Here is a 24,952-nt window from a genome sequence, read left to right as displayed (position 1 = left end):
ACGGCCAGACCGGCGCGCGTCCGACGGCGATTCGAGCGAGGCTCGCAACGGCGCTCCGAACGAGGCATGGGGCGAATGGGGTCATGCATCATGCGTGGATCCCGCGATCACTGGCGACAGTCACGCGCCGCCGAACATTGCCTCTACCCCGCGGCGACGCGCTTATCAAATGGGCGCGCCGGCTTGTTCCCAGCTTGCGCATGCGAATCGGCGGAACCGTCACTCTGGAGCAACGGTCCAGGTCAAACTTCGAGAGAACGGCCGATATCCAGGAAACGCTGGGCGCGCATGGACTTCAGCGTCGCCCCGTCCTCCTGCCGCAGCTCGCGCAGGGCGGCGGAGATTCGCTCGCCGACGCGGTCGATCGCCGCAGCCCGGTCGCGATGCGCGCCGCCGATCGGCTCCTCGATGACGTCGTCGATCACGCCGAGACGCAGGAGGTCCTGCGCCGTGATCTTCATCGACGACGCGGCGTCCTGCGCCCGCGCCGCGTCGCGCCACAGGATCGACGCCGCCCCCTCCGGCGAGATCACCGAGTAGATGGCGTGCTCCAGCATCATCACCTTGTTGGAGGCCGCCAGCGCCAGCGCGCCACCGGAGCCCCCCTCGCCGATCACCACCGCGACGGACGGAACGGTCAGCGTCAGCGCCTGCTCGGTGGACCGGGCGATCGCCTCGGCCTGGCCACGCTCCTCGGCACCGATGCCGGGATAGGCGCCGGCGGTGTCGATCAGGGTGACGACGGGCATGCGGAAGCGCTCGGCCATCTGCATGATGCGCTTGGCCTTGCGGTAGCCCTCCGGCCGCGCCATGCCGAAATTGTGCTTGATCCGGCTCTCGGTATCGACCCCGCGCTCATGCCCCAGGACGGCCACGGAATGCCCGTCGAGGCGGCCGACGCCGGCGATGATGGCCGAGTCCTCGGCGAACGAACGGTCACCGGCGAGCGGGGTGAAGTCCTCCAGCAGGCGGGCGATATAATGCGAGGTGTGCGGCCGGTCCGGGTGACGCGCGACCTCGGTCTTCTGCCAGGGTGTCAGCTTGGAATAGATCTCGGCCAGCGCCCGCTCGGCCTTGTCCTTCAGCTTGCCGATCTCGTCGCGCGCGTCGACGGCCGACGTGTCGCCCAGCGAGCGCAGCTCCTCGATTTTGCCGAACACGTCGGCGACGGGCTTTTCGAAGTCGAGGAATGTGCGCATTCGTCCGCAATACTGGTTGGCGTTGGGGCGGGACCGTTTAAGTCGGACGCGCCCCCTGTCAAGCCGTGTCAGCCGAGAGGGTGACAGTCGGAGACGACGGCGGCGAGGTGATCGTTGCCGACGTGGGTATAAATTTCGGTCGTGGCAATATCTTGGTGGCCTAAAAGCGCCTGCACGATGCGAAGATCCGCGCCGCGCGCCACGAGATGGGTTGCGAATGCGTGGCGCAGGACGTGCGGCGAGACGCGGTCCGCCCGCAGGCCGGCCGCTCCCGCCAGCGCCTTCAGCTCCCGCGCGAAGGCCTGGCGCGTCAGGTAGCCGGTCCGCGAAGCCGCCGGGAACATGTGCCGCGACGGGCCGCGCACCGCCCGCCACCGCGTCACCGCGCGCTTGGCGTGCCGCGACAACGGCACGACGCGCTCCTTCTCTCCCTTGCCGCGGATCATCATCATGTCGCTGTCCGCGCGCGGGGCGGCGTCCGGCAGGCCGACGAGCTCGGTGACGCGCAGGCCCCCGGCATAGAGAAGCTCCACCAGCGCCGCGCGGCGCACGGCGCCCGGCTCGCCGCGGACGGCCGCCGCCTCCGCCGCGGTCAGGAGGCGGTCGACCTCCTCCACCGTGAGGATCTTGGGGAGGGGGCGGGTCTTCTTGGGGCTGTCCACCTGGGCGCCGGGGTCGTCGTCGCGCACCCCCTCGGCGTAGAGGAAGCGCAGGTATCGCCGCACCGCGGAGAGGCGGCGGTTCTGCGTGGCGACCGCCGCGCCCTCGCCGGCCATGGCGCGCAGGAAGCCGGTGACGTCGCCGGTGCCGGCGCGGTCGGGCGTGGTGCCCCCGCCCGCGCAGTGGGCCGCGAAGGCGGCAAGGTCGCGCCGGTAGGCGTCCAGCGTGTGTGGCGAGGCGGCCTTTTCCACCGCCATCATCTCCAGGAACGCGTCGATCATGTGCACGCCCGTACCCTCCCCGGTCGTCGGCCCGGTGCGGCCTCGCGGTGCACCGATGCGCCTCACGGCAAAGGCCGATTGTCGCCGCGGCCCGTTGACCGACCGTCGCCGGCGCGCATCGAATTGTATCGACGTGGCGAGAATCGGCGACCATAGCTTGACGGGTGGTCGGGCATCATGCAGCTAGGCCGCCTTTCCGCGGGATGGCCGATAGGGGCTTGCCCTCGCCACGGATTTCGGGTCCGCTGAGGGACGGTGTCGTGGCGTGACGAACAGGGAGACAAGGTTGAGCCAGGATCGCCCTGGGCTGGTGACCGCGCTGGGGCGCAACCCGGTCCTGGTCGGCTTGCCCGGCGCAGGCAAGTCGAGCGTCGGCAAGCGTCTGGCGACCAAGCTCGGCGTCCCGTTCGTCGACGCCGACACCGAGATCGAAAAAGCCGCCGGCATGACGATCGACGAGATCTTCAAGATGCACGGCGAACCTGCCTTTCGCGACGGTGAGGCGCGGGTGATCGCGCGGCTGGTGCGCGGCGGCCCGCACGTCATCGCCACCGGCGGCGGCGCCTTCATGCGATCCGACACGCGCGAGGCGATCGCCGGCCACGGCATCGCCATCTGGCTCGACGCGTCGACCGACGTACTGCTGTCGCGCATCGTGCGCCGGACCAACCGGCCGCTGTTCCACAACGTCGACCCGCGCCAGAAGCTGGTGGACCTCAGGGCCGTGCGCGACCCGGTCTTCGCCGAGGCGCAGATCAGGGTCACCTCCTCCGCCGGCCCGCACGACCGCGTCGTCCAGGCGATCATCCGAGAATTGAAGGCGCGCACCCGCGGCGTCGGCCAACCGGAGGCCGTCGACCCGGCATGACGACCCTCGACCGCCTCCGGCCGCAGACCGTCCATGTCCCGCTCGGCGACCGCGCCTACGACGTCCTCATCGGCGAGGGACTCGTCGCGAACGCCGGCCCGATCATCGCCGAACGGCTCGGCCGCCGCCGCGCGCTGGTGGTGACGGACGAGGTCGTCGCCGCGCTGCATCTGCCCGCTCTCACCGCCTCGCTGGACACCGCCGGCATCGGCTCCACCGCCATCGTCCTGCCCGAAGGGGAGGCCACCAAGTCGCCCGCGCGGCTGATGGAGACGGTCGACGCCATCCTCGACGCGGGGCTGGAGCGGGGCGACCTCGTGATCGCGCTGGGCGGCGGCGTGATCGGCGACCTCGCCGGCTTCGCCGCGGCGGTCGCGCGGCGCGGCATGCCCTTCGTGCAGGTGCCGACGACGCTGCTCGCGCAGGTGGATTCCTCCGTCGGCGGCAAGACCGGGATCAACACGCGCCACGGCAAGAACCTCGTCGGCGCCTTCCACCAGCCGGCGCTGGTGTTGTCCGACCTCGGCGTCCTCGCCACCCTCTCCGAGCGCCACCGCAAGGCCGGCTATGCCGAAATCGTCAAGATCGGCCTCCTCGGCGACGCCGCTTTCTTCGACCGGCTGGAGGCGCTCGGCCCCCGCGTCTTCGGCGACGGGCTGCAGGAGGCGGTCGCCACCGCGGTCGCCGCCAAGGCCGAGGTGGTGGTGGCCGACGAGCGCGAGGCCGGCCGCCGCGCGCTCCTCAATCTCGGCCACACCTTCGCCCACGCGGTGGAGCGGTGCGCGGGCTATGATGGTCGCGTGGTGCATGGCGAGGCTGTCGGACTCGGGCTTGCTCTCGCCTTCCGCTTCTCGCAGACTCTGGGTCTGTGTCCGGGTCAGGACACGGTCCGGGTCGAGCGGCACCTCGCCGCGGTGGGCCTGCCCACGACGTTCGATCAGCTGCCGGTTGCGCTCGACGCGCCGTCGCTGATCGCCGCCATGGGACAGGACAAGAAGGTGAAGGACGGCGTCGTGCGCTTCATTTTGCTGAACCGGATCGGCGATGCGTTCGTTTCCGAAGGTGTGCCGCCCGAGGCACTGCGCACCTTCCTCCACCACGAGGGTCTTCCCACGCCATGACCGCGGCAATTGATCGGGCCTAGCGGTGATCGACTGGAACCTCTGGCTGACCGTGGGCGCGATTGCGGTGCTGCTCGCGATGTCGGCGTTCTTCTCCGGCTCGGAGACGGCGCTGACGGCCGCCTCGCGCGCGCGGCTGTTGCAATATGAGAAGCAGGGCTCGCGTCGGGCCGGCACCGCCGCCAAGCTCATGGAGATGCGCGAGCGGCTGATCGGGGCGCTGCTGGTCGGCAACAACCTCGTCAACATCCTCTCCTCGGCGCTCGCCACGCAGGCGCTCCTGCGCATCTTCGGCGATACCGCGATCGTCTACGCGACCATCATCATGACGACGCTGGTGCTCGTCTTCTCCGAGGTGCTGCCCAAGACCCTGGCGATCCTGCGGCCGGAGGGCTTCGCGCTGGCGGTGGCGCCGGTGGTGCGGGTGATCGTGATCCTGTTCGCGCCGGTCACCAGCCTTGTCAATCACATCGTGGCGCTGATCCTACGCATGTTCGGCGTGCATGCGGACGCGGCGACGGTGAACTCCGCGCGCGAGGAGATCCGCGGCGCGGTGGACCTGCAGCACGCCGAAGGCGGCCTCCACAAGTCCGATCGCGACCGCCTGGGCGCGATCCTCGACCTCGCCGAGCTCGACGTGTCGGACGTCATGGTCCACCGCACGCGCATGCGCATGCTGGACGCCGCCCTCCCCCCGGCCGAACTCGTCGCCGAGGCCGCCGGCTCGCCCCACACCCGCCTGCCGCTGTTCGAGGGCGAGACCGACAACATCGTCGGCATCCTCCACGCCAAGGACCTTCTGCGCGCGGTGCAGTCGCTGGGCGGGGACATGGAGCGGCTGAACGTGCGGGCGATCGCCAAGCCGCCGTGGTTCGTGCCCGAATCGACCATGCTGCACGACCAGCTCAACGCCTTCCTGAAGCGCAAGGCCCACTTCGCGCTGGTGGTCGACGAGTATGGCGAGGTGATGGGCCTCGTGACCCTCGAGGACATCATCGAGGAGATCGTCGGCGAGATCGAGGACGAGTACGACAACGAGGTCGAGGGCCTGCGCGTGGAGCCGGACGGGACGGTGCTGGTCGACGGCTCGGTGTCGATCCGCGACCTCAATCGCGCGCTCGACTGGGAGCTGCCGGACGACGAGGCGACGACCGCCGCCGGCCTCGTCATCCACGAGGCGCAGATGATCCCGGACGTCGGCCAGGCGTTCACCTTCCACGGCGTGCGCTTCGAGGTGGCCGAGCGCGAGCGCAACCGCATCACGCTCTTGAAGCTGAACCAGCAGGACGCCGAGTAGTCACCAGTCGACGGTGGACGGCGCGCCGTCGTAGGCTTCGGCGAGGCGGCGGCGCGTCGGCGCCGTGGTGGCCTGCGGCAGGTCGGCCAGCGGCGCGGCGATCGCCTCGGCGATCTCCAGCGCCTGGACCTTCAAGGGAGCGGTGGACAGGTCGTCGTCGACCTCCGCGGCGAAGGTGACGACGTGGTCGCGATTGGAGTAGGTGCGGTTGAACTGGACGCCGACGAGGCGTAGCGGGGCGTCGACCTGGTAGCCGGTCTCCTCGCGACACTCGCGCACCGCCGCCTCCTGGGCCGTCTCGCCGACGTCGACCCCGCCGCCGGGAAGGTGCCAGCCGGCCGTATAAGTATGACGAACAAGAAGGACCCTGTCCGCCCGATCTCGCACGATGAGTCGCACGCCGAGACTGACCGGCGGGTTGATCAGAGCGGTGATCCGCCAACGTAGAGCGCGTGATAGCCCCAAATCGGCCCTCCTTCCTGCGAACGCACGCCGCACTCGGCGCGTTGATTGTTTTGTATGGCTGATATTGAGCGACTGCACCCCCGCTTTCGCCGGGTCGAGCGGAAACCCAGGTCGACCGGCGCCCGGGTCGACCACAATCTGGATACCGCCGCCGCCGGCGTTGATCTGGCGCGGCAAGCGCGTTGAAGGTCTCGTATGCGACTGCGTCTAGCCCATCTGTCCGACCTGCACCTCGGCCCCTTCCCCAAGCCGGCCCTGGGGGAGCTGATGTCGAAACGCGCCTTCGGCTACGCCAACTGGGTGCGCAATCGCCGCGCCGCCCTCGGTCAGACCGGGCTCGACCGCCTGATCGCCGACATGCGCGCCTACAATCCCAACCACTATTGCGTCACCGGCGATCTGGTGAACATCTCCACCGACGCGGAGGTCTCGCTCGCCCGCGCGTGGCTGGAGCGGCTGGGGCCGGCGCAGCGCGTCAGCGTCATCCTCGGCAACCACGATGCTTATGTGCCGGGCGCCGCCTGCCGCGCCATCCAGGCCTACGGGCCCTATATCCCCGGCGGCCAGTTTCCCTATGCGCGGCGGCTGGGCGCGGTGGCGCTGGTGGGCGTGTCGACCGCGGTCGCGACGCCGCCGCTGATCGCCTCCGGCCGCGTCGGCGCCGCGCAGCGCCGGGCCCTCGCCGCCCTGCTCGACCGGCACGACGACGCCTACAAGGTGGTGATGATCCACCACCCGCCCGACGCCGCCCTCGCGTCCGGGCGGCGCGGCCTGACCGACGTGGACGCCGTGCGTGAGGTGCTGTCAGCTGGCTGCGCCGACCTCGTGCTGCACGGCCACACCCACAAGCCGTCGCTGACCTACCTGGAAACGCCGCGCGGACAGGCGGCGGTGATCGGCGTGCCGTCCGCCTCCTCGGACGGCACGGCCCACCCGCCGGGCGCCTGGGCGATGATCGACATCGACACCGACGCCCGCACCGTGCACCTCACCCGCCGCGGCTGCCCTGCGGGCAGCGAGACGGTGCGCACGATCGAGACGGTGGAGATCGCAGGCCGGGCGCTGGTATGACGGGCGGCCTTGAGCGATGGACGCCGGGGCGTCCCGTCCCGCGCACCGGGCGGGTGCGCAGGTGCGGCGGCGGGAGCCCCGGCGCTCCGCCGAGCACGCCTTCAGGCGCGGTACTGCTGAACCTTGGTGGCGCGCAGGCCGGCGAGGCCGTGCCGGTCGATCAACGCGTTCCACGACAGGAACTCCTCGACCGTCAGCGTATAGCGATCGCACGCCTCGTCCATCGACAGGAGGCCACCCCGCACCGCGGCCACCACTTCCGCCTTGCGACGGATGACCCAACGTTTGGTATTCTTGGGTGGTAGATCGGCTAGGGTAAGCGGGGTCCCGTCGGGCCCGATGACATAACGATAACGCGGCTGTGGATACTCAGACATGACGCCTCGACATACGCCCAACTTCTGTTCTCACGATAAGCCGCGACTCAGATTAACGCGAAGCTAATGTGCCGCGGGGGCTTCCTCTCCCGAGGTACGTTGCCGTGCGAGCGGTTTGTTATTAGCTAACGGACGTGATGCATTCGTCGGAACCGACCAACTCTCTAGGCCTGCCCGGCCGTGCCGAGGACCACCGCGTGGTCGTCGCGATGTCGGGTGGCGTGGATTCCTCCGTCGTCGCCGGGCTGCTGGCGCACGAGGGTTTCAACGTGGTCGGCATGACGCTCCAGCTTTACGATCATGGCGCCGCGACGGCGAAAAAAGGCGCTTGTTGTGCGGGGTCTGACATTCATGACGCCCGCGTCGTCGCCGAGCGGCTGGGCATCGCGCACTATGTGCTCGACTACGAGAGTCGCTTCCAGGAAGGGGTGATCGCAGCCTTTGCGGACGCCTATGCGCGGGGCGAGACGCCGGTGCCGTGCATCGCCTGCAACCAGACCGTAAAATTCACCGACCTTCTGGCCGCGGCCCGCACGTTGGGCGCCTCGGCGCTGGCGACCGGCCATTATGTGGCCAGCCGATTCGAGCGCGGCCGGCGGCGCCTCTTCCGCCCGCACGACGCGCAGCGCGACCAGAGCTACTTCCTGTTCGCCACCACCGCCGATCAGCTCGACTATGTGCGCTTCCCCCTCGGCGACCTGCCGAAGGACCGCGTGCGCGAGATCGCGGCCGAGATGAGCCTCGTCGTCGCCGACAAGCCGGACAGCCAGGACATCTGCTTCGTGCCCGATGGGCGCTACTCCAAGATCGTCGCCGCGATGCGCCCGGACGCCACCCAGGACGGCGTCATCCGCCACGTCGACGGGCGCGTGCTCGGCCGCCACCATGGCGTGATCGGGTACACGGTCGGTCAGCGGCGCGGCCTGAACATCGCGCTCGGCGAGCCGCTCTTCGTGGTGCGGATCGAGCCCGAGACCAACGAGCTGATCGTTGGACCGCGCGAGGCGCTGAAGACGCACCGGATCCTGCTGCGGGACACCAACTGGCTCGGCGACCCCCTGTCGGAGACCGACGAGGTGGCGATCTTCGCGCGTGTCCGCTCCACGCGTCCCCCCCGCCCCGGGCTCGTGCGCCGTATCGAGGGTGGGCTCGAGGTGGAGCTGGCCGAGGGCGAGGAGGGCGTTGCGCCGGGGCAGGCGTGCGTGCTCTACGCCTCCGACGCTGCCCGGGCCGAGATCCTGGGCGGCGGCTTCATCCAACGCACCACGGCGGGATCGACCCCGGCGCTGGCCCACGCGTAACTCCGAACGGACCTGATGACTTCACCGAACCGCACCGTCGAAGGCAGCGACGTCAGATCGGCCTATGCCCGCTGGGCGCCGATCTACGAGTTCATCGCCACGCCCACCGTTCCGGCCCGCAAGATCGCCGCCAAACGCGTCAACGCCATCGGCGGGCGCTTTTTGGAGGCGGGTGTCGGCTCGGGCTCGGCTCTCCCCCTCTATGGCGACAATGTCGATCTCGTCGGGGTCGACCTTTCGCACGACATGCTGAAGATCGCACGCGAGCGCGTCGTGGGCACGGACGGCAAGCCGGGACTGAGGAACGTCGAGGCCATCCTGGAGATGGACCTCATGAACCTCGCCTTCGCCGACGCCTCGTTCGACGGCGTGGTGTGCATGTTCACGATCACCGCCGTTCCGGACGCCGCCAAGGTTATGGCGGAGTTCGCGCGTGTGGTGCGGCCGGGCGGCATCGTGATGATCGCCAGCCACTTCGAGGCCAAGCGCGGCCCCTGGCAGGTGACCGACCGCGTGCTCACGCCCTTCTCCAAGCGCCTGGGGTGGAACCCCTCGATGCCGATCGACGGCGTTCTCGACGTTCCCGGTCTCACGCTGGAGGCGCGCGAGGAGCTGCCCCCGCTCGGCCTCATCACGCTGCTGATGTTCCGCCGCACGGCGTAGTCCGGCGCGGATATGCACGGCGTGGATCGGCGAGATTGCCCGCTTGACTTTCGCGCCCCGCCGTCACATTTAGCCCGAGCCCGGGCGGAGTAGCTCAGTTGGTTAGAGCAGCGGAATCATAATCCGCGTGTCGGGGGTTCAAGTCCCTCCTCCGCTACCAATTTCCCGGCGCGCCTCCTGCTCACGCGCCTCTCGCCCATCGGCCGCACGCTCGCGTCTCCGGCGTCTGGACCGCCGCCGCGCCGTACCCCGGCGCTGCGGTCAGAACCGCAGGATGCCGCTGACCAGCGGGCCGTGGATGATGGAATCGATCGAGAAACCGCCGTTCGAGTAGTCGACGCCGGCGGCACGGTAGCCGGCCAGCAACGAGACATGCTCGTTGAACTCGTAGCCGATGGCGCCCATCACGTCCCAGTCGATGTCCGAGGCGATGCCGAAACCGCCGATCATGCCCCAGCCGGTGGCGTAGAACGGCGTCGCGCTCTTCCAACGGCCTTTGACGCCGATCATCGGGTCGACCCACACCTCGTTGTCGGCCTCGCGCACGGAGCCGCCGCCGGGTCCGACCAGCCGCACGCTGCCGCCCACGCGCCACAACCGCGCGCCCGCCATCACGTCGATCGAGGAGCCTCCCTGCTCGACCACGCGAAACTCGCCCATCGCCGTCGCGGCGACCATGTTGATGCCGGCGTTGGCGTCGATGAAGCCGGCGAGATCGGTCTCGGCCTGAGTGAGGTTCATGTAGATGAAGTCGGCGAAGAGGCCGAAGCGGTCGTAGCGCGCCTCGCCGGCGGCCATCACGGTGAACTCCAGGTCCTCTAGGATGTCGAAGAAGCTGAGGTGAGTGTCGAATGGGCCGAGGCCGCGCACACCCATGTTGCCGTCGAGGCCGGCAGCCCAGAGATAGGCCCCGCCCTTCACTTCCCACCGCTTTTGGAAGTCCTCCGGCGAGATCGGCGCGGGGGCCGGGCCGAGGTCCGCGGCGCGCGCCGCTGGGCCCGGCAGGGCCAGCGCGACGGTGACGAGGAGGACGGACGAGATCCAGCGAAACGGCGACATAGCGAAACTAATCCTCGCGCAGACGGTCGTCGGCGGATGTACTTGTCGACCGACCTCCGGCATCAGTCCACGCTGCTCTGAAGCGCGCAAGATAATTCCCCGGTCGTGATCCCGGTCTATTGCGGTTTCGTCTTCGGTGTCACCCAACGGCAGCACCCGTCGGTTGTGGCGAATGCGTGGCGCCTGCGGCCGTTACGATGCTTCGCCAGGCCGTGCCGTGACGGTCAGGCGGTCGCGGCCGCGCGGGTCTTGTACTCGTCCTTCAAGAGGCGCTTCATCAGCTTGCCGGTGGGCGTGCGGGGCAGCTCGTCGCGGAAGTCGACCGTGCGCGGAGCCTTGATGGGGGAGATGCGGCTGCGCACGTAGGCGATCAGCGCCGCCTCCGTCTCGGGCCCCGCCGCCGCGCCGTCCTGCAACTGGACGACCGCCTTCACCTCCTCGCCGAGATCTTCGCTGGGCACGCCGAAGACCGCCGCATCCACCACCCACGGATGGCAGATGAGCACGTCCTCGGTCTCCTGCGGATAGATGTTCACGCCGCCGGAGATGATCATGTAGTCGGCCCGGTCGGTCAGGAAGAGGTAGCCGTCGGAGTCGACGGAGCCGATGTCGCCCAGGGTGCCGCAGCCGGGGCGCAGGAAGGCGGCGGCGGTCTTCTGCGCGTCGCCGCGGTAGACGAAGTCGCGCCCGGAATCGAAGTAGACGCGGCCGACCTCCCCCGGCGGCAGCTGCCGCCCGTCCGCGTCGGCGATGACGATGTCGCCGATGAGGCTGCGGCCGACGGTGCCGGGGTGCGCCAGCCAGGCCGCGCTGTCGACCACGGTCACGCCGTTGCCCTCGGTGCCGGCGTAGTATTCCAGGATGATCGGCCCCCACCAGTCGATCATCCGCTGCTTCACCTCCACCGGGCAGGGCGCCGCGGCGTGGATCGCGCACTCCAGCGTCGCGACGTCGGCCGCCGCGCGCACCGCCTCGGGAAGCTTCAGGAGGCGCACGAACATCGTCGGCACGAGCTGGGTGTGCGTGACGCGGTGGCGCGCGACGAGGCGCAGGAAGGTCTGCGCATCGAACTTTTCCATGACGATGGTGGTGGCGCCGAGGTTGGCCGCGGTTCTGGTGAACCGCAGCGGGGCGGCGTGATAGAGCGGCGCCGGCGAGAGGTAGAGCGAGCGCGGCGTCATACCGCCCAGCGTCTCGCACAGCAGCGTGAGCAGCGGGTTCACGGTGTCGATCGGACCGGGGTTAACCTCCGCCACGATGCCCTTCGGGCGGCCGGTGGTGCCGGACGAATACAGGAGATCGGCACCACAGCACTCGTCGGCGACGGGCGTCTCCGGTTCGGCCTCGCACCGCTCGCGCCAGGTGGCGCCGCCTGCCGGGTCGCGCCCGCCGACGATCACCACCGCCACCTCGCCGCGAAGCCGGGGGCGGATCGCATCCACCAGCGCCGCGTACCCCTCCGAGACGACGAGCACCTTGGCCCCGCAATCGCCGATGATGTAGGCCGCCTCCTCCACGCCGAGGTGACGGCTGACCGCGGTGTAGACGATGCCCGCGCGATGCGCCGCCCACAGCACCTCGAAGAACTCGAGGCGGTTCTCCATCAAGATGGCGATGTTCTCGCCGGGCGCGACGCCGAGCCGGCGCAGCAGCCGGGCGCCCTGATTGGAACGGCGGTCCAGTGCCGCGTAGGTCAGCGCCTCTCCCGAGGTCGCCATCTGGTAGGCGACCTTGTCCGGCGTCACCTGCGCATGAAACGAGGGATGCTTCACGGCGCCTCCTCCCCGAGGGCGTAGCGATTTAATCGCGAAATTAACTCACGCTGCGCCCCGCGCCAATCCGCGCGACGGCGAATTAACTGCGCATTGAAATTTCAATGCGAACCGCCGTTTCGCATATTGACAGCGCACCCGCAGCGTGTGGTTATGCATCCATAAGCAGCCGCCAAATCCGCCGGGGCGGCAACGGACAACGGCTGACAACAGCCGGCAGCGTTCCTCGGGAGGAACTGGGGTTATGGGGGACCGAGCGCCCGCACGTGGCGACCCGATCCTGCGCGTCGAGGGCGTGACGGTGCGCTTCGGCGGCGTGGTCGCGCTGGACGGCATCGGCTTCGATCTCGGGCGTGGCGAGGTGCTCGGCCTCATCGGCCCCAACGGTGCGGGCAAGACCACCCTCTTCAACTGCCTCAGCCGTCTCTACACGCCCCGCGCCGGGGCCATCACCTTCGAGGGGGTCGACATCCTCGCCCAGCCGGCGCACCGCATCGCACGCCTCGGCATGGGGCGCACGTTTCAGAACGTCGCCGCCTTCTCCAAGCTCTCGGTGTTCGACAATATCCGCATCGGCGCCCACGCGCGCAGCGTGTCGGACCCGTGGAGCGATGCGCTGCGCCTGCCGCGCTGCCGGAGCAACGAGGCCGCCACCTTTCGCGCCGCGCACGACATCGTCGACTATCTCTCGCTGGGCGCGGTGGCGGACCTTCCCATCTCCGGCCTTCCCTTCGGCGTGCAGAAGCGGGTGGAGCTGGCGCGGGCTCTCGCGGCACGGCCGACGCTGCTGCTGCTGGACGAGCCGGCCGCCGGCCTCAACCACGACGAGGTGGAGGAACTCGCCGGCCTGATCCGCCAAATTCGCGACGACCTCGCGGTCACCGTCCTCCTCGTGGAGCACCACATGGCGCTCGTCATGTCGGTCTCCGACACGGTGGTGGTGCTCAACTTCGGCCGCAAGATCGCCGAGGGGACGCCCGAGCGGGTGCAGCAGGACCCGGCCGTCATCGAGGCCTACCTGGGGCACGCCGCGTGAGCGCGCTGCTCTCGGTCACCGGGCTGGAGGCCGCCTACGGTCCGGTGAAGGCGCTGCACGGCATCGATTTCGAGGTCCGGGAAGGCGGCGTCACGGCCCTGCTGGGGGCCAACGGCGCCGGCAAGACGACCACGCTGCGCGCCATCTGCCGCATGGTGAAGACCCGTGGCGACATCCTGTTCGACGGCAAGCCCATCATGCGCAAGGCGACCGAGGACGTGGTGCGGCTGTCCATCGCCCACGTGCCGGAGGGGCGCGGCACCTTCACCACCCTCAGCGTCGAGGAGAACCTGCACCTCGGCGCGATGACGCGGGCGCGCGCCGGCATCGCCGCCGACGTGCAGCGCATGTACGGCTATTTCCCGCGCCTCGAGGAACGGCGGACGCAACAGGCCGGCTCGCTCTCGGGCGGCGAGCAGCAGATGCTGGCGATCGCCCGCGCGCTGATGCTGCGCCCGCGGCTGATGCTGCTGGACGAGCCGTCCTTCGGCCTCGCGCCGCTCATCACGCAGGAGCTGTTCGCCATCCTCGCCGCCATCAAGCGCGAGGAGAACGTCTCCATGCTGGTGGTCGAGCAGAACGCCAACCTCGCGCTCAACATTGCCGACGACGCCTACCTCTTCGAGACCGGCCGGGTGGTGATGTCCGGCCCGGCGGCAACCATCCGCGAGGACGAGGGGATCCGCCGTGCCTACCTCGGCTTCTGACCCGCCGCGCGCGATCCCGCCGCGCCGCCGCAGGCGCCGGCCGGCGCGCCGTCCCCGCCACACGCGGGTGTGCCAGCCGCGCCGCGCCCCCCGCCCCCACAAAGACCGGGAGCCTTGATGGACCTCTTCGTCGCCCAAGTCCTCGCCGGCATCGCGACGGGTGCGATCTACGCCTGTGTCGCGCTGGCGGTGGTGATGATCTACCAGGCGATCCACCACCTGAACTTCGGCCAGGGGGAGATGGCGATGTTCTCCACCTACATCGCCTGGCAGCTCATGCAGTGGTTCGGCGCCGAATCGGGGGGCACGCTCGTCAGTCTCCCGCTCTACGTCCTCGCCTTCGTGCTCACCGTGGCGATCTCCATCGCCGGCGGGTTCGTGCTGGAGCGCACCGTGTTCGCGCCGATCCGCAACGCGCCGGTGCTCTCCCACGTGGCGGTGTTCGTGGCGCTCTTCCTCATCTTCAATTCGCTGGCGGGCGAGATCTGGCAACACACCATCAAGCCCTTCCCGACCCCGTTCGGCTCCGGCCCGCTGACGCAGGGCGGCCTCATCTCCAAGCACGACGCGGGGATGGTGGCGGTGACCTTGCTCGTCCTCCTGGCGCTGGCGCTCTTCTTCCAGTTCACGCGGGCGGGACTGGCGATGCGCGCCTCGGCGGCCAACCCGGTGTCGGCACGGCTGGTGGGGATCCGCGTCGGACTGATGACGGCGTTGGGCTGGGGCATGGCCTCGGGCGTCGGCGCGATCGCGGGGATGCTGATCGCGCACAAGGTCTTCCTCGAGCCCAACATGATGCTCTCGATCCTGCTCTACGGCTTCGCCGGGGCGGTGCTGGGCGGCATGACGAGCCCGGGCGGAGCGGTGCTGGGCGGCTTTCTGGTGGGCATCGTGGAGAATCTCGCCGGCACCTACATCCCGGTCGTCGGCTCGGAGCTGAAGCTGCCGATCGCGCTGGCGCTCATCGTGGTGGTGCTGGTGGTGCGGCCGACGGGCCTCTTCGGCCAGCGCATCGTGCAGCGGGTGTAGCGCGATGGACCAGTCCACCCACCGCCTCGCCCCGTCGGACGCCGCGGCGCGCCGCACGCCGCGGCGCGACCGCGCCGCCCTCGCCGGAACGCTGGTCGTCCTCGCCGTCCTCGTCGCGCTGCCGTTCCTGATCTCCAACTTCGGCGTATCGACGCTGACGAAGGTGTTGATCTACGCGCTGGCGATCCTGGGGCTGAACCTCCTCACCGGCATCAACGGGCAGTTCTCGCTCGGCCACGGCGCCTTCTTCGCCATCGGCGCCTACACCACCGCGATCCTGATGGTGCACGGCGGCGTGCCCTACCCACTGACGCTGCCGGTCGCCGCGCTGGTGACCTTCACGATCGGCGTCGCCTTCGGCCTGCCGGCCCTGCGGCTGGAGAACGTCTACCTCGCCCTGGCGACCTTCGCGCTGGCGGTGGCGACGCCGCAGATCCTCAAGCTCTCTCCCCTGGAGGCGTGGACCGGCGGCGTCCAGGGCCTGCAATATTACGCGCAGAAACCGAAGGTCCCCTTCGGCCTCCCGCTGAGCGCCAACCAGTACATGTACTTCTTCGTACTCGCGGTGTGCGCGTTGGTCTATTGGGGGACGCACAACCTCGTCGCCAGCCGCACCGGCCGCGCCTTCATGGCGATCCGCGACAACCCGATCGCCGCCCGCTCGATGGGGATCGACGTCTCCAAGTACAAGGCGACGTGCTTCGGCATCTCGGCGATGATCGCCGGCCTCGCGGGCGGCCTCACCGCCATCTACCTCCCCTTCGTGGCGCCGGACAGCTTCACCTTCACGCTCTCCGTGGGCCTCTTCGTCGGCATGGTGGTGGGCGGCGTCGGCTGGCTGCCGGGGGCGATCTTCGGCGGACTGTTCGTGGTCTACGCGCCCAACCTCGCCGAGGAGGTCGCCACCAAGGGGCTCGCCGGCGCGGTCTACGGGGTGATCCTCATTCTCATCATCTATCTCGCGCCGCAGGGCATCGGCGGGCTGGTCCGCTCGATCCCCATCGCGGCGCGGCGCGTCATCCGCAAAGGCCCCGCCAGAGGGCAGTGAAGAGGGAGACTGTCATGATCCTGAGACCGACCCGTCGCGGCGTTCTGAAGGGCGGTGCCGCGCTCGCCGCCTCCAGCGTCCTGCCCCTGCCGGCGATCGCCCAGGCGCGCACGATCAAGATCGGCAACACCATGCCCTATTCCGGCCCGGCCTCGGCCTACGGCCAGATCGGCATGACGATCGGCCACTACCTCGAAAAGCTGAATGCGGACGGGGGCGTCAACGGCGTCAAGTTCGAGTGGATCTCGTACGACGACGGCTACAGCCCGCCCAAGACCTTCGAGCAGACCCAGCGTTTGGTGGAATCGGACGAGGTGCACATCCTCTCCTCCAGCCTCGGCACCCCCACGGTCTCGGCCGTCAACGACTATACCAACGCGATGGAGATCCCGCTGCTCTTCGTCTCCTCCGGCGCCTCCAAGTGGGGCCAGCCGCAGACGCACCCGTGGACCATGGGCTGGCAGCCGGACTACGTGTCCGAGGGGCGCATCTATGGCCGGTACGTGCTCGAGGAGCGGCCGGAGGGCAAGGTCGGCATCCTCTACCAGAACGACGATTACGGGAAAGACTACGTCAACGGCTTCAAGGACGCGTTGGGCGAGAAGGCGTCGATGATCGTCGCCGAGGAACCCTACGAGGTGAGCGAGCCGACGATCGACAGCCAGATCATCAAGCTGAAGTCGGCCGGCGCGGACGTCTTCCTCAACATCACCACACCGAAGTTCGCCGCACAGGCAATCCGCAAGGTCGCGGAACTGGGGTGGACGCCGCTGCACCTCCTCAACAACGTCTCGCAGTCGGTCGGCGCGGTGCTGCAACCGGCGGGCCTGGAAAACTCCAGGGACATCGTTTCGGCATCCTACGCCAAGGACCCGACGGACCCGGCGATGCAGGACGACGAGACGATGCAGGCGATGCACGCCTTCCTCGACCAATATTATCCGGACGCGGACCGGGCCTCGTCGTTCACCGTCTTCGGCTACGGACACGGGCTGACCCTGGAGCACCTCTTCAAGCAACTGGGGGACGACCTGTCGCGCGAGGCGATCATGCAGGCGGCGGCGAACCTCGACTTCCCGCTGGGAACGCTGCGCCCCGGGGTGACGATCAAGACCAGCCCGACCGACTTCTACCCGATCCAGAGCATGTGGCTGACCCGGTTCGACGGCAACTCGTGGGTGGCCTTCGGCGACGTCATCTCGGGTGCCGCGCAGGGATCCTGACACGGCGCAGCGCGGCGTCGCGGACTTTGCGGCGCTGCGGACCACGCGGCGACTAGCCGTCGGCGATCGCCATCCAGGCGGCCTCGTCCCAGACGGTCAGCCCCAGGTCCTGGGCCTTGGTGAGCTTCGACCCGGCGCCGGGCCCGGCCACGACGATGTCGGTCTTCTTCGAGATGGAGCCGACGACGCGGGCGCCGAGCGCTTCGGCGCGGGCCTTGGCCTCGTCGCGCGTCATCTGCTCCAGCGAGCCGGTGAAGACGATGGATTTGCCGGCGATCGGCGAAGAGACCGCGCGGGCGACGTCGTCCTCGATGGTGAGCTGGGCGGCGAGGTCGTCCACGGCCGCCATGTTGCGGGGCTCCTCGAAGAAGGCCTCCAGCGCGTCGACCACCACCTCGCCGATACCGTCGATCACGGTGAGCTCCTCGCGCAGCTCGTCGGCGGCCTGGGCATCCTGGGACACCTCGGGAAGGGCCAGCACCTCGGCGGCATTCTCGGCGGTGCGTTTGCGCTTGCCGGCGGCGCGCAGGATCCGCCGGCGCTCGGCGCGCGTGTCGACATCCTCGGCAAGCCGGCCCATCGCGGCGCGGAAGGCGTCCCACGACTGGAAGTGGCGGGCGAGCACACGGGCGGAGACTTCGCCGACCCGGCGGATGCCGAGGGCGTAGATCACGCGGCGCAGCGCGATGGTGCGCCGGCTCTCGATGGACTCGAAGAGATTGCGCACGCTCGTCTCGCCGTAGCCCTCGCGGTCGATGATGCGCTCGCCCTCGGGTCGCGCGGCGTCGCGGGCGGCGAGGGTGAAGATGTCGGCCGGAGTGTCGATCAGGCCTTCGGCATGGAAGGCGGCGATCTGCTTGGCGCCGAGGCCCTCGATGTCGAACGCGGCGCGGCTGACGAAGTGGCGCAGGCGCTCGTACTGCTGGGCCGGGCAGATCAGCCCGCCGGTACAACGCCTCACCACGCCGGGCTGGTTGGTTCCGGGGTTGGTCTCCTGCTCCACCTTGGAGCCGCACACCGGGCAATGATCGGGGAAGGCGTAGGGCACCGCATCCCCGGGCCGCTTGTCCGTCAGGACCTGCAACACCTGCGGGATGACGTCGCCCGCGCGCTGGATCTCGACCGTATCGCCGACGCGGATATCGAGCCGGGCGATCTCGTCGGCATTGTGGAGGGTGGCGTTGCGCACGACGACGCCGCCGATGGTGATCGGCTCCAGCCGCGCGACCGGCGTCAACGCCCCGGTGCGCCCGACCTGGATCTCGATTGCCTCCAAGGTGGTGATCGCCCGCTCGGCGGGGAACTTGTGGGCGACGGCCCAGCGCGGCCGCCGCTCGCGCTCGCCGAGGCGGCGCTGCAGGTCGAGGCGGTCGAGCTTGTAGACGAGGCCGTCGATGTCGTAGGGCAGCTTGGCGCGGGCCTCGGAGACGGCGGCGTAGGCAGCCAGCATCTCGTCGAGGCCGTGGCAGATCCGGGTCAGCGGGTTGACCGGCATCCGGAACGATTCCAGCGCCGCGATCATCTCGTGCTGCGTGTCGGCCGGGAGCGCGCTGACCTCGCCCCACCCGTAGGCGAAGAAGTCGAGCGGGCGCTCCGCGGTCTTGGCCGGGTCCACCTGGCGCAGCGATCCGGCGGCGGCGTTGCGCGGGTTGGCGACCGGGTTCTTGCCCTCCTCGGTGAGGCGCGCGTTCAGCGCCTCGAAGGCGTCGTGGGTCATGTAGACCTCGCCGCGCACCTCGAACACGTCCGGCGCATCCTTCGGCAGGGTCTGCGGGATGGCGGCGACATGGGCGACGTTGGCGGTGACGTTCTCGCCGGTACGCCCGTCGCCGCGGGTGGCGGCGACCACGAGGCGGCGGTCCTCGTAGCGCAGCGAGATCGACAAGCCGTCGATCTTCGGCTCGGCGGTGGTGGCGGGGGTCTCGTCCGCGGGCAGCTTCAAGAAGCGGCGCACGCGCACCAGAAATTCGGCGACCTCCTCCTCCGTCAGCGCCTTGTTGAGGGAGAGCATGTCCACCGGGTGCTCGACGGTGGCGAAGGCGCCGGAGGGGGCGGCGCCGATGCCGGCGCTGGCACCGTCGGCAAGCTCGGGGTGGTCTTTCTCGAGGTCTTCCAGCTCGCGGCGCAGCGCATCGTACTGGGCATCGGAGACGGTGGGCGCGTCGTCCTGAAAGTAGCGCTTGTCGTGCTCTTGGAGCTCCGTCACGAGCTTCGCGTGTCGCTCCGTCAGGGCCTTGTCCGCCACGCTGCTCCTCCGTCCACATTGCCGCGGACGATGATGTAACGCGCGGCGTGGCCCTTGTCTCGCGCTTCCCCGGCGGCGCACGGCTCGTTGCAGACCGCCGCGCGCGCCGCGGGCCCCGGCGTCCGGTTCGGCGGCACCCGGTACGCCCGGCGCGGCGGGCTCAGGCCTCGATGAGCCTGGCGGCGGCGGCGCGCGCCTCGTCGGTGACGGTGGCGCCGGCCAGCATGCGGGCGATCTCCTCGCGACGCTCGTCCTGCTCCAGCGCGCGCACGGCGGTGGCGGTGCTCGACCCGTTGGAGGCCTTGGCGATGAGGAGGTGCTGGTCGGCGCGCGCGGCCACCTGCGGGGCGTGCGTGATCGAGACCACCTGGAGCGCCTCGGCGAGGCGCGCCATGCGCGAGCCGATCGCGTCGGAGACCGCGCCACCGACGCCGGTGTCGATCTCGTCGAAGATCAGCGTGGAGGCCGAGCCCTTGTCGGCGAGGCAGACCTTGAGCGCCAGCAGGAAGCGGGACAGCTCGCCCCCCGAGGCGACCTTCATGATCGGCCCCTCCGGCGAACCGGGGTTGGTCTTCACGTGGAAGGCGACGGCGTCCAGGCCTTCGGGGCCGGGGCTCGCGGTCTCGCGGCGGACGATGAAGCGCGCCTTGTCCAGCTTGAGGGGCGCCAGCTCGGCGGCGACGGCGGCCTCCAGCGCCTCGCCGGCGGCGGCGCGACGCTCCGAGAGGTCCTCGGCGGCGGAGCGGTAGGCCTTCTCGGCGCCCGCGACCGCCTGGGCGAGGGCGTCGCCCCGGACCTCGCCGGCTTCGAGATCGGCCAGATCGTCGGCCATGCGGCTGGCGAGGTCGGCGAGGTCGTCCACCGCGACCTTGTACTTGCGCGAGGCGGCCCGCAGCGCGAACAGGCGTTCCTCCAATTCGACCATCTGGCCGGGATCGAAGTCGAGCGAGCGCTGCGCGTCGGCGATGGTCGAGCGGGCCTCTTCCAGCGTATCCAGCGCCGCCGCCAGCGCGTCCATCACCGGGTTCAGCTGTTCCTCGGCCCCGCTCGCCTTGCGCTCCAGCTTGCGCAGCACGCCGGCGAGCGTGGGGATCGGCGACTTCGCCCCCTCCAGCGCGGAGGCGGCCTCCTCGAGGTCGGTGGCGACCTTTTCCGCCGCGCCCATGGCCTGGCGGTGGGACGACAGACGCTCCTCCTCGCCGGGCTCCGGGTCGAGCTTGGACAATTCGTCGACCGAGGCGCGCAGGTAGTCGGCCTCCTCGCGGGCCTTTTCGAGGGCGGCCTCGTGCGCGGCGAGCGCCGCCTCAGCGTCTTTCAGCGTCTGCCACAGGACGGCGACGCGGGCGGCCTCGCCGCTCAGGCCGCCGAACGCGTCGAGCAGGCGGCGGTGCGAGCTGGGCGACATCAGCGCCCGGTCGGAATGCTGGCCGTGGACCTCCACCAGCAGCGGCCCCAGCTGGCGCAACAGGCCCACGCCGACCGGCTGATCGTTGACGAACGCGCGCGCCTTACCGTCGCTCCCCAGGACGCGGCGGACCATCAGCGCGTCCTCGCGCGGGATCCCCATTTCGTCGAGGACGGCGAAGGCGGGGTGCGTGGGCGGCACGTTAAAGGTCGCCGCGACGGAGCCGGTTGTCTCGCCGGAACGCACCAGCTTGCCGTCGGCCTTGCCGCCGAGCGCGAGCGCCAGCGCGTCGAGCAGGATCGACTTGCCGGCGCCGGTCTCACCGGTGAGCACCGTGAAGCCCGACTCGAGGTCGAGATCGAGCGCCTCGATCAGGACGATGTTGCGTACGTTCAGCCGTGAGAGCACGTGGTCCTCAGAGCACTGGGGTCCTTCTGGCAAGGAAACCGCTCGCCGCGGGCGAGCGGGCCGACGGGCACGATCAGAGGACGTTGAAGCCCTTGAATGCGCGGCTGATCCAGCTCGACTTGTTCTCCTCGGGCGAGAACCCGCCCGTCTCGAGGAGCGTGTAGGCGTCCTTGTACCAGCGGCTGTCGGGGAAGTTGTGGCCCAGCACGGCGGCCGCGGTCTGCGCCTCCTGGGTCAGGCCCAGAGCATAGTAGGATTCGGTGAGGCGGAACAGCGCCTCTTCGATCTGGTTGGTGCGCTGGTACTTCTCGACCACGACGCGGAAGCGATTGATCGCGGCGAGGTTTTCCTTCCGCTCCAGGTAGTAGCGGCCGATCTCCATCTCGTGACCGGCGATCTGGTCCTGCACCTGCTGGTATTTGCGGCGCGCTTCGTCGACATACTCGGAGTCGGGATACTTCTCGATCAGGACCTCGAACGCCTCCAGCGCACGGCGGGTGCCGTCCTGATCGCGCGTCACGTCCGGGATCTGACGATAGTAGGACATCGCGATGATGTACTGCGCGTAGGCCGCGTCCGGGCTGCCGGGGTTGAGCGCGATGAAGCGCTTGGCGGCGACCGACGCGTCGGTATAGCGCCCGCGCGAATAGTTGGCAAAGGCCTGCATCACCTGGCTCTTGCGACCGAGATCGCTGTGCGGGTGAAGGCGGTCGACCTCCTCGAACTTGAGCTGGGCGGTGCGATAGTCGCCCTCGTTCATCAAGACGAGGGCCTCGTTGTAGAGTTGGTCGGCGGGGCGCTCGTCAAAGTCCAGCTCGGTGACACGACTGCCGCATGCACCGAGGCCGACGACAAGGATCAGGGCCGCAAGCGGCCGAGTCAGACGCATCACCATCGTAGAACTCCACACCTCTACAGGGGACCTGATACCAATCACCGGTGGCACGGGGCAATGGGGGGCCGGTCAGGGGGGCGACCCTCACCGTCGTCCTGCCGCGACTGTTTCAATTTAGCAACAATTGAAAGTTTTCGGTGCGGGCGAAGAGCTTCGCCAGCAGCGTGTAGTTCAGCCGGTGTCCGCCCCGGTGGCTGCGATAGAGGCCGATGATCGGCGCTCTGGCCAGCGCCAGGTCGCCCACCGCGTCGAGCAGCTTGTGGCGCGCGAACTCGTCGGGGAAGCGCAATCCCTCCGGGTTGACCACCTCCGCCCCGTCGACCGCGACGGCGTTCTCGAGCGAGGCGCCGCGGCCGTATCCCCGCCGGCGCAGGCGCTTGATGTCCCTCAGCCGGCCGAAGGTGCGCGCCGGGGCGACCTCGGCGCCGTAGTCCCCGGCCGCGAAGTCGAACAGGGCGCGCTGCATACCGATCGCGGCGTCCGCGAAGTCGATGCCGACGTCGAAGCGGCGGGTGGGGAACGGAAGCAGCGCCGCGAAGGCGTTGCCGGACCGCACCGAGACCGGCCGCAGGACGCGGATCGCGCCGCCCGGCGGGGCGACATCGCTCGCCTCCGCGAGGCCGGCGAGGAACGGCGCGGCGCTGCCATCGAGGATCGGCACCTCGGGCCCGTCGATCTCGACCCGCGCCGACCAGATGCCGAGGGCCGACATCGCGCTCATCAGGTGCTCGACGGTGGCGACCGAGGTCTCGGCACTCTCGATCACCGTCTGCAGGCGCGTCGCGGCGACGTGGCGCCAGTCTGCGGCGACGGTGCCGCCGGTGTCGGTGCGGTGGAAGACGATGCCGCCCTCCCCGTCCGTCCCGTCGGCGTCATGGGCGCCGGATGCCGGATGCACGACGCAAACGACGTCGGCGCCCGTATGGACGCCGACGCCGCGAAAGGTGACCGGCCGGGAGAGCCGCCGGGCGGGGAGCGAAGGTTCGTCGAACATCCTCTCCCTCTATCGTTTCGCCATCCGGGCCGGAACCCGGATGGCGATCATCGCCGTGTCAGTTCGCCTGACGACGCAGGAAGGCCGGGATCTCGAGCTGATCGTCGTCCGTCGTGCGCTGCGCGGGGCGCTGGCGGGACACCGGCTCCTCGTCGCGGCGCTGGCGGCGCGTCTGGGCCTGAGCCTCGGCGCGCGACCGCGGACGACGCTGCCGCTGGGGCTCCTCGGCCTCCTCCTCGAACGCTTCGGGAGCCGGCAGACGGGCGACCTCGGGACGCTGAGCGCGCATCTGGCGGCGACGCTGGGCGCGAGGCTCGACCGGAGCGAACTCCTCCTCGTCGTCCTCGTCGCGGCGCGAGCGCCCGATCAGGCCGCGCAAGATCCCCATCGGACGACGGGTGTCGGCCTCGTGGTATTCTGGCTCGGCCTCCTCGCGGGCCCGCGGAGCGCGGGGCGCGGTCTCGACGAAGTCGTCGGCGTCGTCCATCGCGGTGTCGAGATCCTCGTCGTCCTCGATGATGTCGGCCTGCTCGATCGGCTCCAGGCCCGCCTCGAACTCGTCGAGCTCGGCGGCGACCGCCGCGGCGATGGCGACCTGGTTGGCGTCGGACGCGGCGGGAGCGCCGGCCTCGGCCTTCTCCTTGCGCGGCTGCGCGGCGCGACCGGCGAAGGACAGGACGCGGGTGTCGAGGCGCTCGTCCTCTTCATCCTCGATCGGCTCCTGGTCGATGCCGGTGGCGACGACGGAGACGCGGATGATGCCGTCGAGCGAGTCGTCGAACGTGGCGCCGAAGATGATGTTGGCGTCGTCGTCCACTTCCTCGCGGATGCGGGTGGTGGCCTCGTCGACCTCGAAGAGGGTCAGGTCCTTGCCGCCGACGACGGACACCAGAAGGCCGCGCGCGCCCTTCATGGAGGTCTCGTCGAGGAGCGGGTTGGAGATGGCGGCCTCGGCGGCCAGCATCGCGCGGTTCTCGCCGGACGCCTCGCCGGTGCCCATCATCGCCTTGCCCATGTTGCGCATCACGGAGCGCACGTCGGCGAAGTCGAGGTTGATGAGGCCCTCTTTGACCATGAGGTCGGTGATGCAGGCGACGCCCGAGTAGAGCACCTGATCGGCCATCGCGAAGGCGTCGGCGAAGGTGGTCTGCGCGTTGGCGATCCGGAACAGGTTCTGGTTCGGGATCACGATCAGCGTGTCGACGTGCTGCGCCAGTTCCTCGATGCCGGCCTCGGCGAGGCGGGCGCGGCGCATGCCCTCGAACTGGAACGGCCGGGTGACGACACCCACCGTCAGGATGCCCTGATCGCGAGCGACGCGGGCGACCACCGGGGCCGAGCCCGTGCCGGTGCCGCCGCCCATGCCGGCGGTGATGAACACCATGTGCGAGCCGGAGAGGTGGTCGGCGATCTCGTCGATGACCTCCTCGGCGGCGGCACGGCCGACGTCGGGCTGCGAGCCGGCGCCGAGACCTTCGGTCACGGCGATACCCATTTGGATGACGCGCTCGGACTTTGACAGGTTCAGCGACTGCGCGTCGGTGTTGGCGACGACGAAGTCGCAGCCGTCGAGGCCCGCCTCGATCATGTTGTTGACGGCGTTGCACCCTGCCCCACCGACGCCGAAGACCATGATCCGCGGCTTCAGCTCAGTCAGGTCGGGCGTTTTCAGATTAATGGACGACATTCATGTCTCCCGTAGTTCGTCCCATGCCCGCACCGGGCGCTTCATTGTGCCGGCCGTGGCCGGGGTCGATCTCTTCGTCGGACGCCTCTGGAGGCGTCCCTCTCCCGCCTCGAGGCGGGTATTCTGGTCGGGCGCGCCTGG

The 24,952-nt window shown here is 69.7% G+C and carries 22 protein-coding genes and 1 tRNA gene; 12 read left to right on the top strand and 11 right to left on the bottom strand.

Features of this window, described 5'->3' with window-relative positions:
• Nucleotides 1-242: 242 nt before the first annotated feature.
• Both MRB58_RS17580 and MRB58_RS17575 read right to left on the bottom strand, forming a co-directional pair.
• Nucleotides 243-1,199, bottom strand: coding sequence for an acetyl-CoA carboxylase carboxyltransferase subunit alpha (locus tag MRB58_RS17580; protein WP_244778398.1), 957 nt, complete (start codon nt 1,197-1,199; stop codon nt 243-245).
• A 68-nt stretch (nt 1,200-1,267) separates the two neighbouring features.
• Nucleotides 1,268-2,140 carry a tyrosine recombinase gene (locus MRB58_RS17575; RefSeq protein ID WP_244782033.1) on the bottom strand — a complete coding sequence of 291 codons (873 nt, stop codon included), beginning with the start codon at nt 2,138-2,140 and terminating at the stop codon, nt 1,268-1,270.
• A gap of 286 nt (nt 2,141-2,426) precedes the next feature.
• On the opposite strand from MRB58_RS17575, the gene MRB58_RS17570 reads away from it, so the two are divergent.
• Genes MRB58_RS17570 through MRB58_RS17560 form a run of 3 tightly spaced genes read left to right on the top strand, consistent with a single transcriptional unit; the run spans nt 2,427 to nt 5,426 of the window.
• Nucleotides 2,427-3,008, top strand: coding sequence for a shikimate kinase (locus MRB58_RS17570; RefSeq protein WP_244778397.1), 582 nt, complete (start codon nt 2,427-2,429; stop codon nt 3,006-3,008).
• Complete coding sequence (gene aroB / locus MRB58_RS17565; protein ID WP_244778396.1) at nt 3,005-4,129, top strand: 3-dehydroquinate synthase; 1,125 nt, start codon at nt 3,005-3,007, stop codon at nt 4,127-4,129. Before MRB58_RS17570 ends, aroB begins: the two co-directional genes overlap by 4 nt.
• A 25-nt stretch (nt 4,130-4,154) precedes the next feature.
• Nucleotides 4,155-5,426: an HlyC/CorC family transporter gene (locus MRB58_RS17560; protein WP_244778395.1), complete on the top strand. Its 1,272-nt coding sequence runs from the start codon at nt 4,155-4,157 to the stop codon at nt 5,424-5,426.
• On the opposite strand, the gene MRB58_RS17555 is transcribed toward MRB58_RS17560, so the two are convergent.
• Nucleotides 5,427-5,825 (bottom strand): NUDIX domain-containing protein, encoded by a 399-nt coding sequence (locus MRB58_RS17555; RefSeq protein WP_256461739.1) that lies wholly within the window; start codon nt 5,823-5,825, stop codon nt 5,427-5,429.
• A 261-nt stretch (nt 5,826-6,086) separates the two neighbouring features.
• Here MRB58_RS17555 and MRB58_RS17550 point away from each other — a divergent pair, with 261 nt between their 5' ends.
• Nucleotides 6,087-6,962, top strand: a complete 876-nt coding sequence (locus MRB58_RS17550; protein ID WP_244778393.1) for a metallophosphoesterase — start codon at nt 6,087-6,089, stop codon at nt 6,960-6,962.
• A 101-nt stretch (nt 6,963-7,063) separates the two neighbouring features.
• On the opposite strand, the gene MRB58_RS17545 is transcribed toward MRB58_RS17550, so the two are convergent.
• Nucleotides 7,064-7,339, bottom strand: a complete 276-nt coding sequence (locus tag MRB58_RS17545) for a DUF1153 domain-containing protein (RefSeq protein ID WP_244778392.1) — start codon at nt 7,337-7,339, stop codon at nt 7,064-7,066.
• Nucleotides 7,340-7,476: 137 nt separating this feature from the next.
• Here MRB58_RS17545 and mnmA point away from each other — a divergent pair, with 137 nt between their 5' ends.
• From mnmA to MRB58_RS17530, 3 genes are all read left to right on the top strand, one after another.
• Nucleotides 7,477-8,640 carry a tRNA 2-thiouridine(34) synthase MnmA gene (gene mnmA / locus MRB58_RS17540; RefSeq protein WP_244782032.1) on the top strand — a complete coding sequence of 388 codons (1,164 nt, stop codon included), beginning with the start codon at nt 7,477-7,479 and terminating at the stop codon, nt 8,638-8,640.
• A gap of 15 nt (nt 8,641-8,655) precedes the next feature.
• A complete protein-coding gene (locus MRB58_RS17535; RefSeq protein ID WP_244778391.1) occupies nt 8,656-9,303 on the top strand; it encodes a class I SAM-dependent methyltransferase in 648 nt (215 codons plus the stop codon).
• Nucleotides 9,304-9,386: 83 nt separating this feature from the next.
• A tRNA-Met gene (locus tag MRB58_RS17530) sits at nt 9,387-9,463 on the top strand.
• 101 nt (nt 9,464-9,564) lie between these two features.
• On the opposite strand, the gene MRB58_RS17525 is transcribed toward MRB58_RS17530, so the two are convergent.
• Both MRB58_RS17525 and MRB58_RS17520 read right to left on the bottom strand, forming a co-directional pair.
• Nucleotides 9,565-10,362 (bottom strand): hypothetical protein, encoded by a 798-nt coding sequence (locus MRB58_RS17525; RefSeq protein WP_244778390.1) that lies wholly within the window; start codon nt 10,360-10,362, stop codon nt 9,565-9,567.
• Between the two features lie 224 nt (nt 10,363-10,586).
• On the bottom strand, nt 10,587-12,134 hold the full coding sequence (locus MRB58_RS17520) for an acyl-CoA synthetase (protein WP_244778389.1): 1,548 nt from the start codon (nt 12,132-12,134) through the stop codon (nt 10,587-10,589).
• A gap of 244 nt (nt 12,135-12,378) precedes the next feature.
• Between MRB58_RS17520 and MRB58_RS17515 the strand changes: the two genes are divergently transcribed.
• From MRB58_RS17515 to MRB58_RS17495, 5 genes are all read left to right on the top strand, one after another.
• Nucleotides 12,379-13,170: an ABC transporter ATP-binding protein gene (locus tag MRB58_RS17515; RefSeq protein ID WP_244778388.1), complete on the top strand. Its 792-nt coding sequence runs from the start codon at nt 12,379-12,381 to the stop codon at nt 13,168-13,170.
• Nucleotides 13,167-13,877: an ABC transporter ATP-binding protein gene (locus MRB58_RS17510; RefSeq protein WP_244778387.1), complete on the top strand. Its 711-nt coding sequence runs from the start codon at nt 13,167-13,169 to the stop codon at nt 13,875-13,877. The genes MRB58_RS17515 and MRB58_RS17510 overlap by 4 nt, the downstream gene beginning before the upstream one ends.
• Before the next feature lie 117 nt (nt 13,878-13,994).
• The gene (locus MRB58_RS17505) at nt 13,995-14,906 is read left to right on the top strand and encodes a branched-chain amino acid ABC transporter permease (RefSeq protein ID WP_244778386.1); all 912 of its coding nucleotides are present in this window, start codon (nt 13,995-13,997) and stop codon (nt 14,904-14,906) included.
• Between the two features lie 4 nt (nt 14,907-14,910).
• Nucleotides 14,911-15,954 (top strand): branched-chain amino acid ABC transporter permease, encoded by a 1,044-nt coding sequence (locus MRB58_RS17500; protein ID WP_244778385.1) that lies wholly within the window; start codon nt 14,911-14,913, stop codon nt 15,952-15,954.
• A 14-nt stretch (nt 15,955-15,968) separates the two neighbouring features.
• Nucleotides 15,969-17,177, top strand: a complete 1,209-nt coding sequence (locus MRB58_RS17495) for an ABC transporter substrate-binding protein (protein WP_244778384.1) — start codon at nt 15,969-15,971, stop codon at nt 17,175-17,177.
• Between the two features lie 52 nt (nt 17,178-17,229).
• Here MRB58_RS17495 and ligA read toward each other — a convergent pair whose 3' ends face one another.
• The 5 genes from ligA to ftsZ all read right to left on the bottom strand — a co-directional run bounded on the left by ligA (nt 17,230) and on the right by ftsZ (nt 24,811).
• Nucleotides 17,230-19,422: an NAD-dependent DNA ligase LigA gene (ligA, locus tag MRB58_RS17490; RefSeq protein WP_244778383.1), complete on the bottom strand. Its 2,193-nt coding sequence runs from the start codon at nt 19,420-19,422 to the stop codon at nt 17,230-17,232.
• A 160-nt stretch (nt 19,423-19,582) separates the two neighbouring features.
• On the bottom strand, nt 19,583-21,235 hold the full coding sequence (recN, locus tag MRB58_RS17485) for a DNA repair protein RecN (protein WP_244778382.1): 1,653 nt from the start codon (nt 21,233-21,235) through the stop codon (nt 19,583-19,585).
• 73 nt (nt 21,236-21,308) lie between these two features.
• Nucleotides 21,309-22,130 carry an outer membrane protein assembly factor BamD gene (locus MRB58_RS17480; protein ID WP_244778381.1) on the bottom strand — a complete coding sequence of 274 codons (822 nt, stop codon included), beginning with the start codon at nt 22,128-22,130 and terminating at the stop codon, nt 21,309-21,311.
• Between the two features lie 109 nt (nt 22,131-22,239).
• Nucleotides 22,240-23,124, bottom strand: a complete 885-nt coding sequence (lpxC, locus tag MRB58_RS17475; protein WP_244778380.1) for a UDP-3-O-acyl-N-acetylglucosamine deacetylase — start codon at nt 23,122-23,124, stop codon at nt 22,240-22,242.
• A 58-nt stretch (nt 23,125-23,182) separates the two neighbouring features.
• Nucleotides 23,183-24,811 (bottom strand): cell division protein FtsZ, encoded by a 1,629-nt coding sequence (gene ftsZ, locus MRB58_RS17470; RefSeq protein WP_244778379.1) that lies wholly within the window; start codon nt 24,809-24,811, stop codon nt 23,183-23,185.
• Between the last annotated feature and the right edge of the window lie 141 nt (nt 24,812-24,952).

The sequence above is a fragment of the Acuticoccus sp. I52.16.1 genome, assembly GCF_022865125.1.
Classification (GTDB): Bacteria; Pseudomonadota; Alphaproteobacteria; order Rhizobiales; family Amorphaceae; genus Acuticoccus.
The sequence above is the reverse complement of the archived record's forward strand: the minus strand, read 5'-3'. Positions and strand labels throughout refer to the sequence as shown.

What these genes read in the sequence shown, in the direction of transcription:
- MRB58_RS17525 (WP_244778390.1), bottom strand. Translation starts at nt 10,362, where the DNA reads ATGTCGCCGTTTCGCTGGATCTCGTCCGTCCTCCTCGTCACCGTCGCG.
- MRB58_RS17545 (WP_244778392.1), bottom strand. Translation starts at nt 7,339, where the DNA reads ATGTCTGAGTATCCACAGCCGCGTTATCGTTATGTCATCGGGCCCGAC.
- MRB58_RS17550 (WP_244778393.1), top strand. Translation starts at nt 6,087, where the DNA reads ATGCGACTGCGTCTAGCCCATCTGTCCGACCTGCACCTCGGCCCCTTC.
- ftsZ (WP_244778379.1), bottom strand. Translation starts at nt 24,811, where the DNA reads ATGTCGTCCATTAATCTGAAAACGCCCGACCTGACTGAGCTGAAGCCG.
- aroB (WP_244778396.1), top strand. Translation starts at nt 3,005, where the DNA reads ATGACGACCCTCGACCGCCTCCGGCCGCAGACCGTCCATGTCCCGCTC.
- MRB58_RS17495 (WP_244778384.1), top strand. Translation starts at nt 15,969, where the DNA reads ATGATCCTGAGACCGACCCGTCGCGGCGTTCTGAAGGGCGGTGCCGCG.
- MRB58_RS17480 (WP_244778381.1), bottom strand. Translation starts at nt 22,130, where the DNA reads ATGGTGATGCGTCTGACTCGGCCGCTTGCGGCCCTGATCCTTGTCGTC.
- MRB58_RS17515 (WP_244778388.1), top strand. Translation starts at nt 12,379, where the DNA reads ATGGGGGACCGAGCGCCCGCACGTGGCGACCCGATCCTGCGCGTCGAG.
- MRB58_RS17580 (WP_244778398.1), bottom strand. Translation starts at nt 1,199, where the DNA reads ATGCGCACATTCCTCGACTTCGAAAAGCCCGTCGCCGACGTGTTCGGC.
- MRB58_RS17575 (WP_244782033.1), bottom strand. Translation starts at nt 2,140, where the DNA reads ATGATCGACGCGTTCCTGGAGATGATGGCGGTGGAAAAGGCCGCCTCG.
- MRB58_RS17500 (WP_244778385.1), top strand. Translation starts at nt 14,911, where the DNA reads ATGGACCAGTCCACCCACCGCCTCGCCCCGTCGGACGCCGCGGCGCGC.
- lpxC (WP_244778380.1), bottom strand. Translation starts at nt 23,124, where the DNA reads ATGTTCGACGAACCTTCGCTCCCCGCCCGGCGGCTCTCCCGGCCGGTC.
- MRB58_RS17505 (WP_244778386.1), top strand. Translation starts at nt 13,995, where the DNA reads ATGGACCTCTTCGTCGCCCAAGTCCTCGCCGGCATCGCGACGGGTGCG.
- mnmA (WP_244782032.1), top strand. Translation starts at nt 7,477, where the DNA reads ATGCATTCGTCGGAACCGACCAACTCTCTAGGCCTGCCCGGCCGTGCC.
- MRB58_RS17535 (WP_244778391.1), top strand. Translation starts at nt 8,656, where the DNA reads ATGACTTCACCGAACCGCACCGTCGAAGGCAGCGACGTCAGATCGGCC.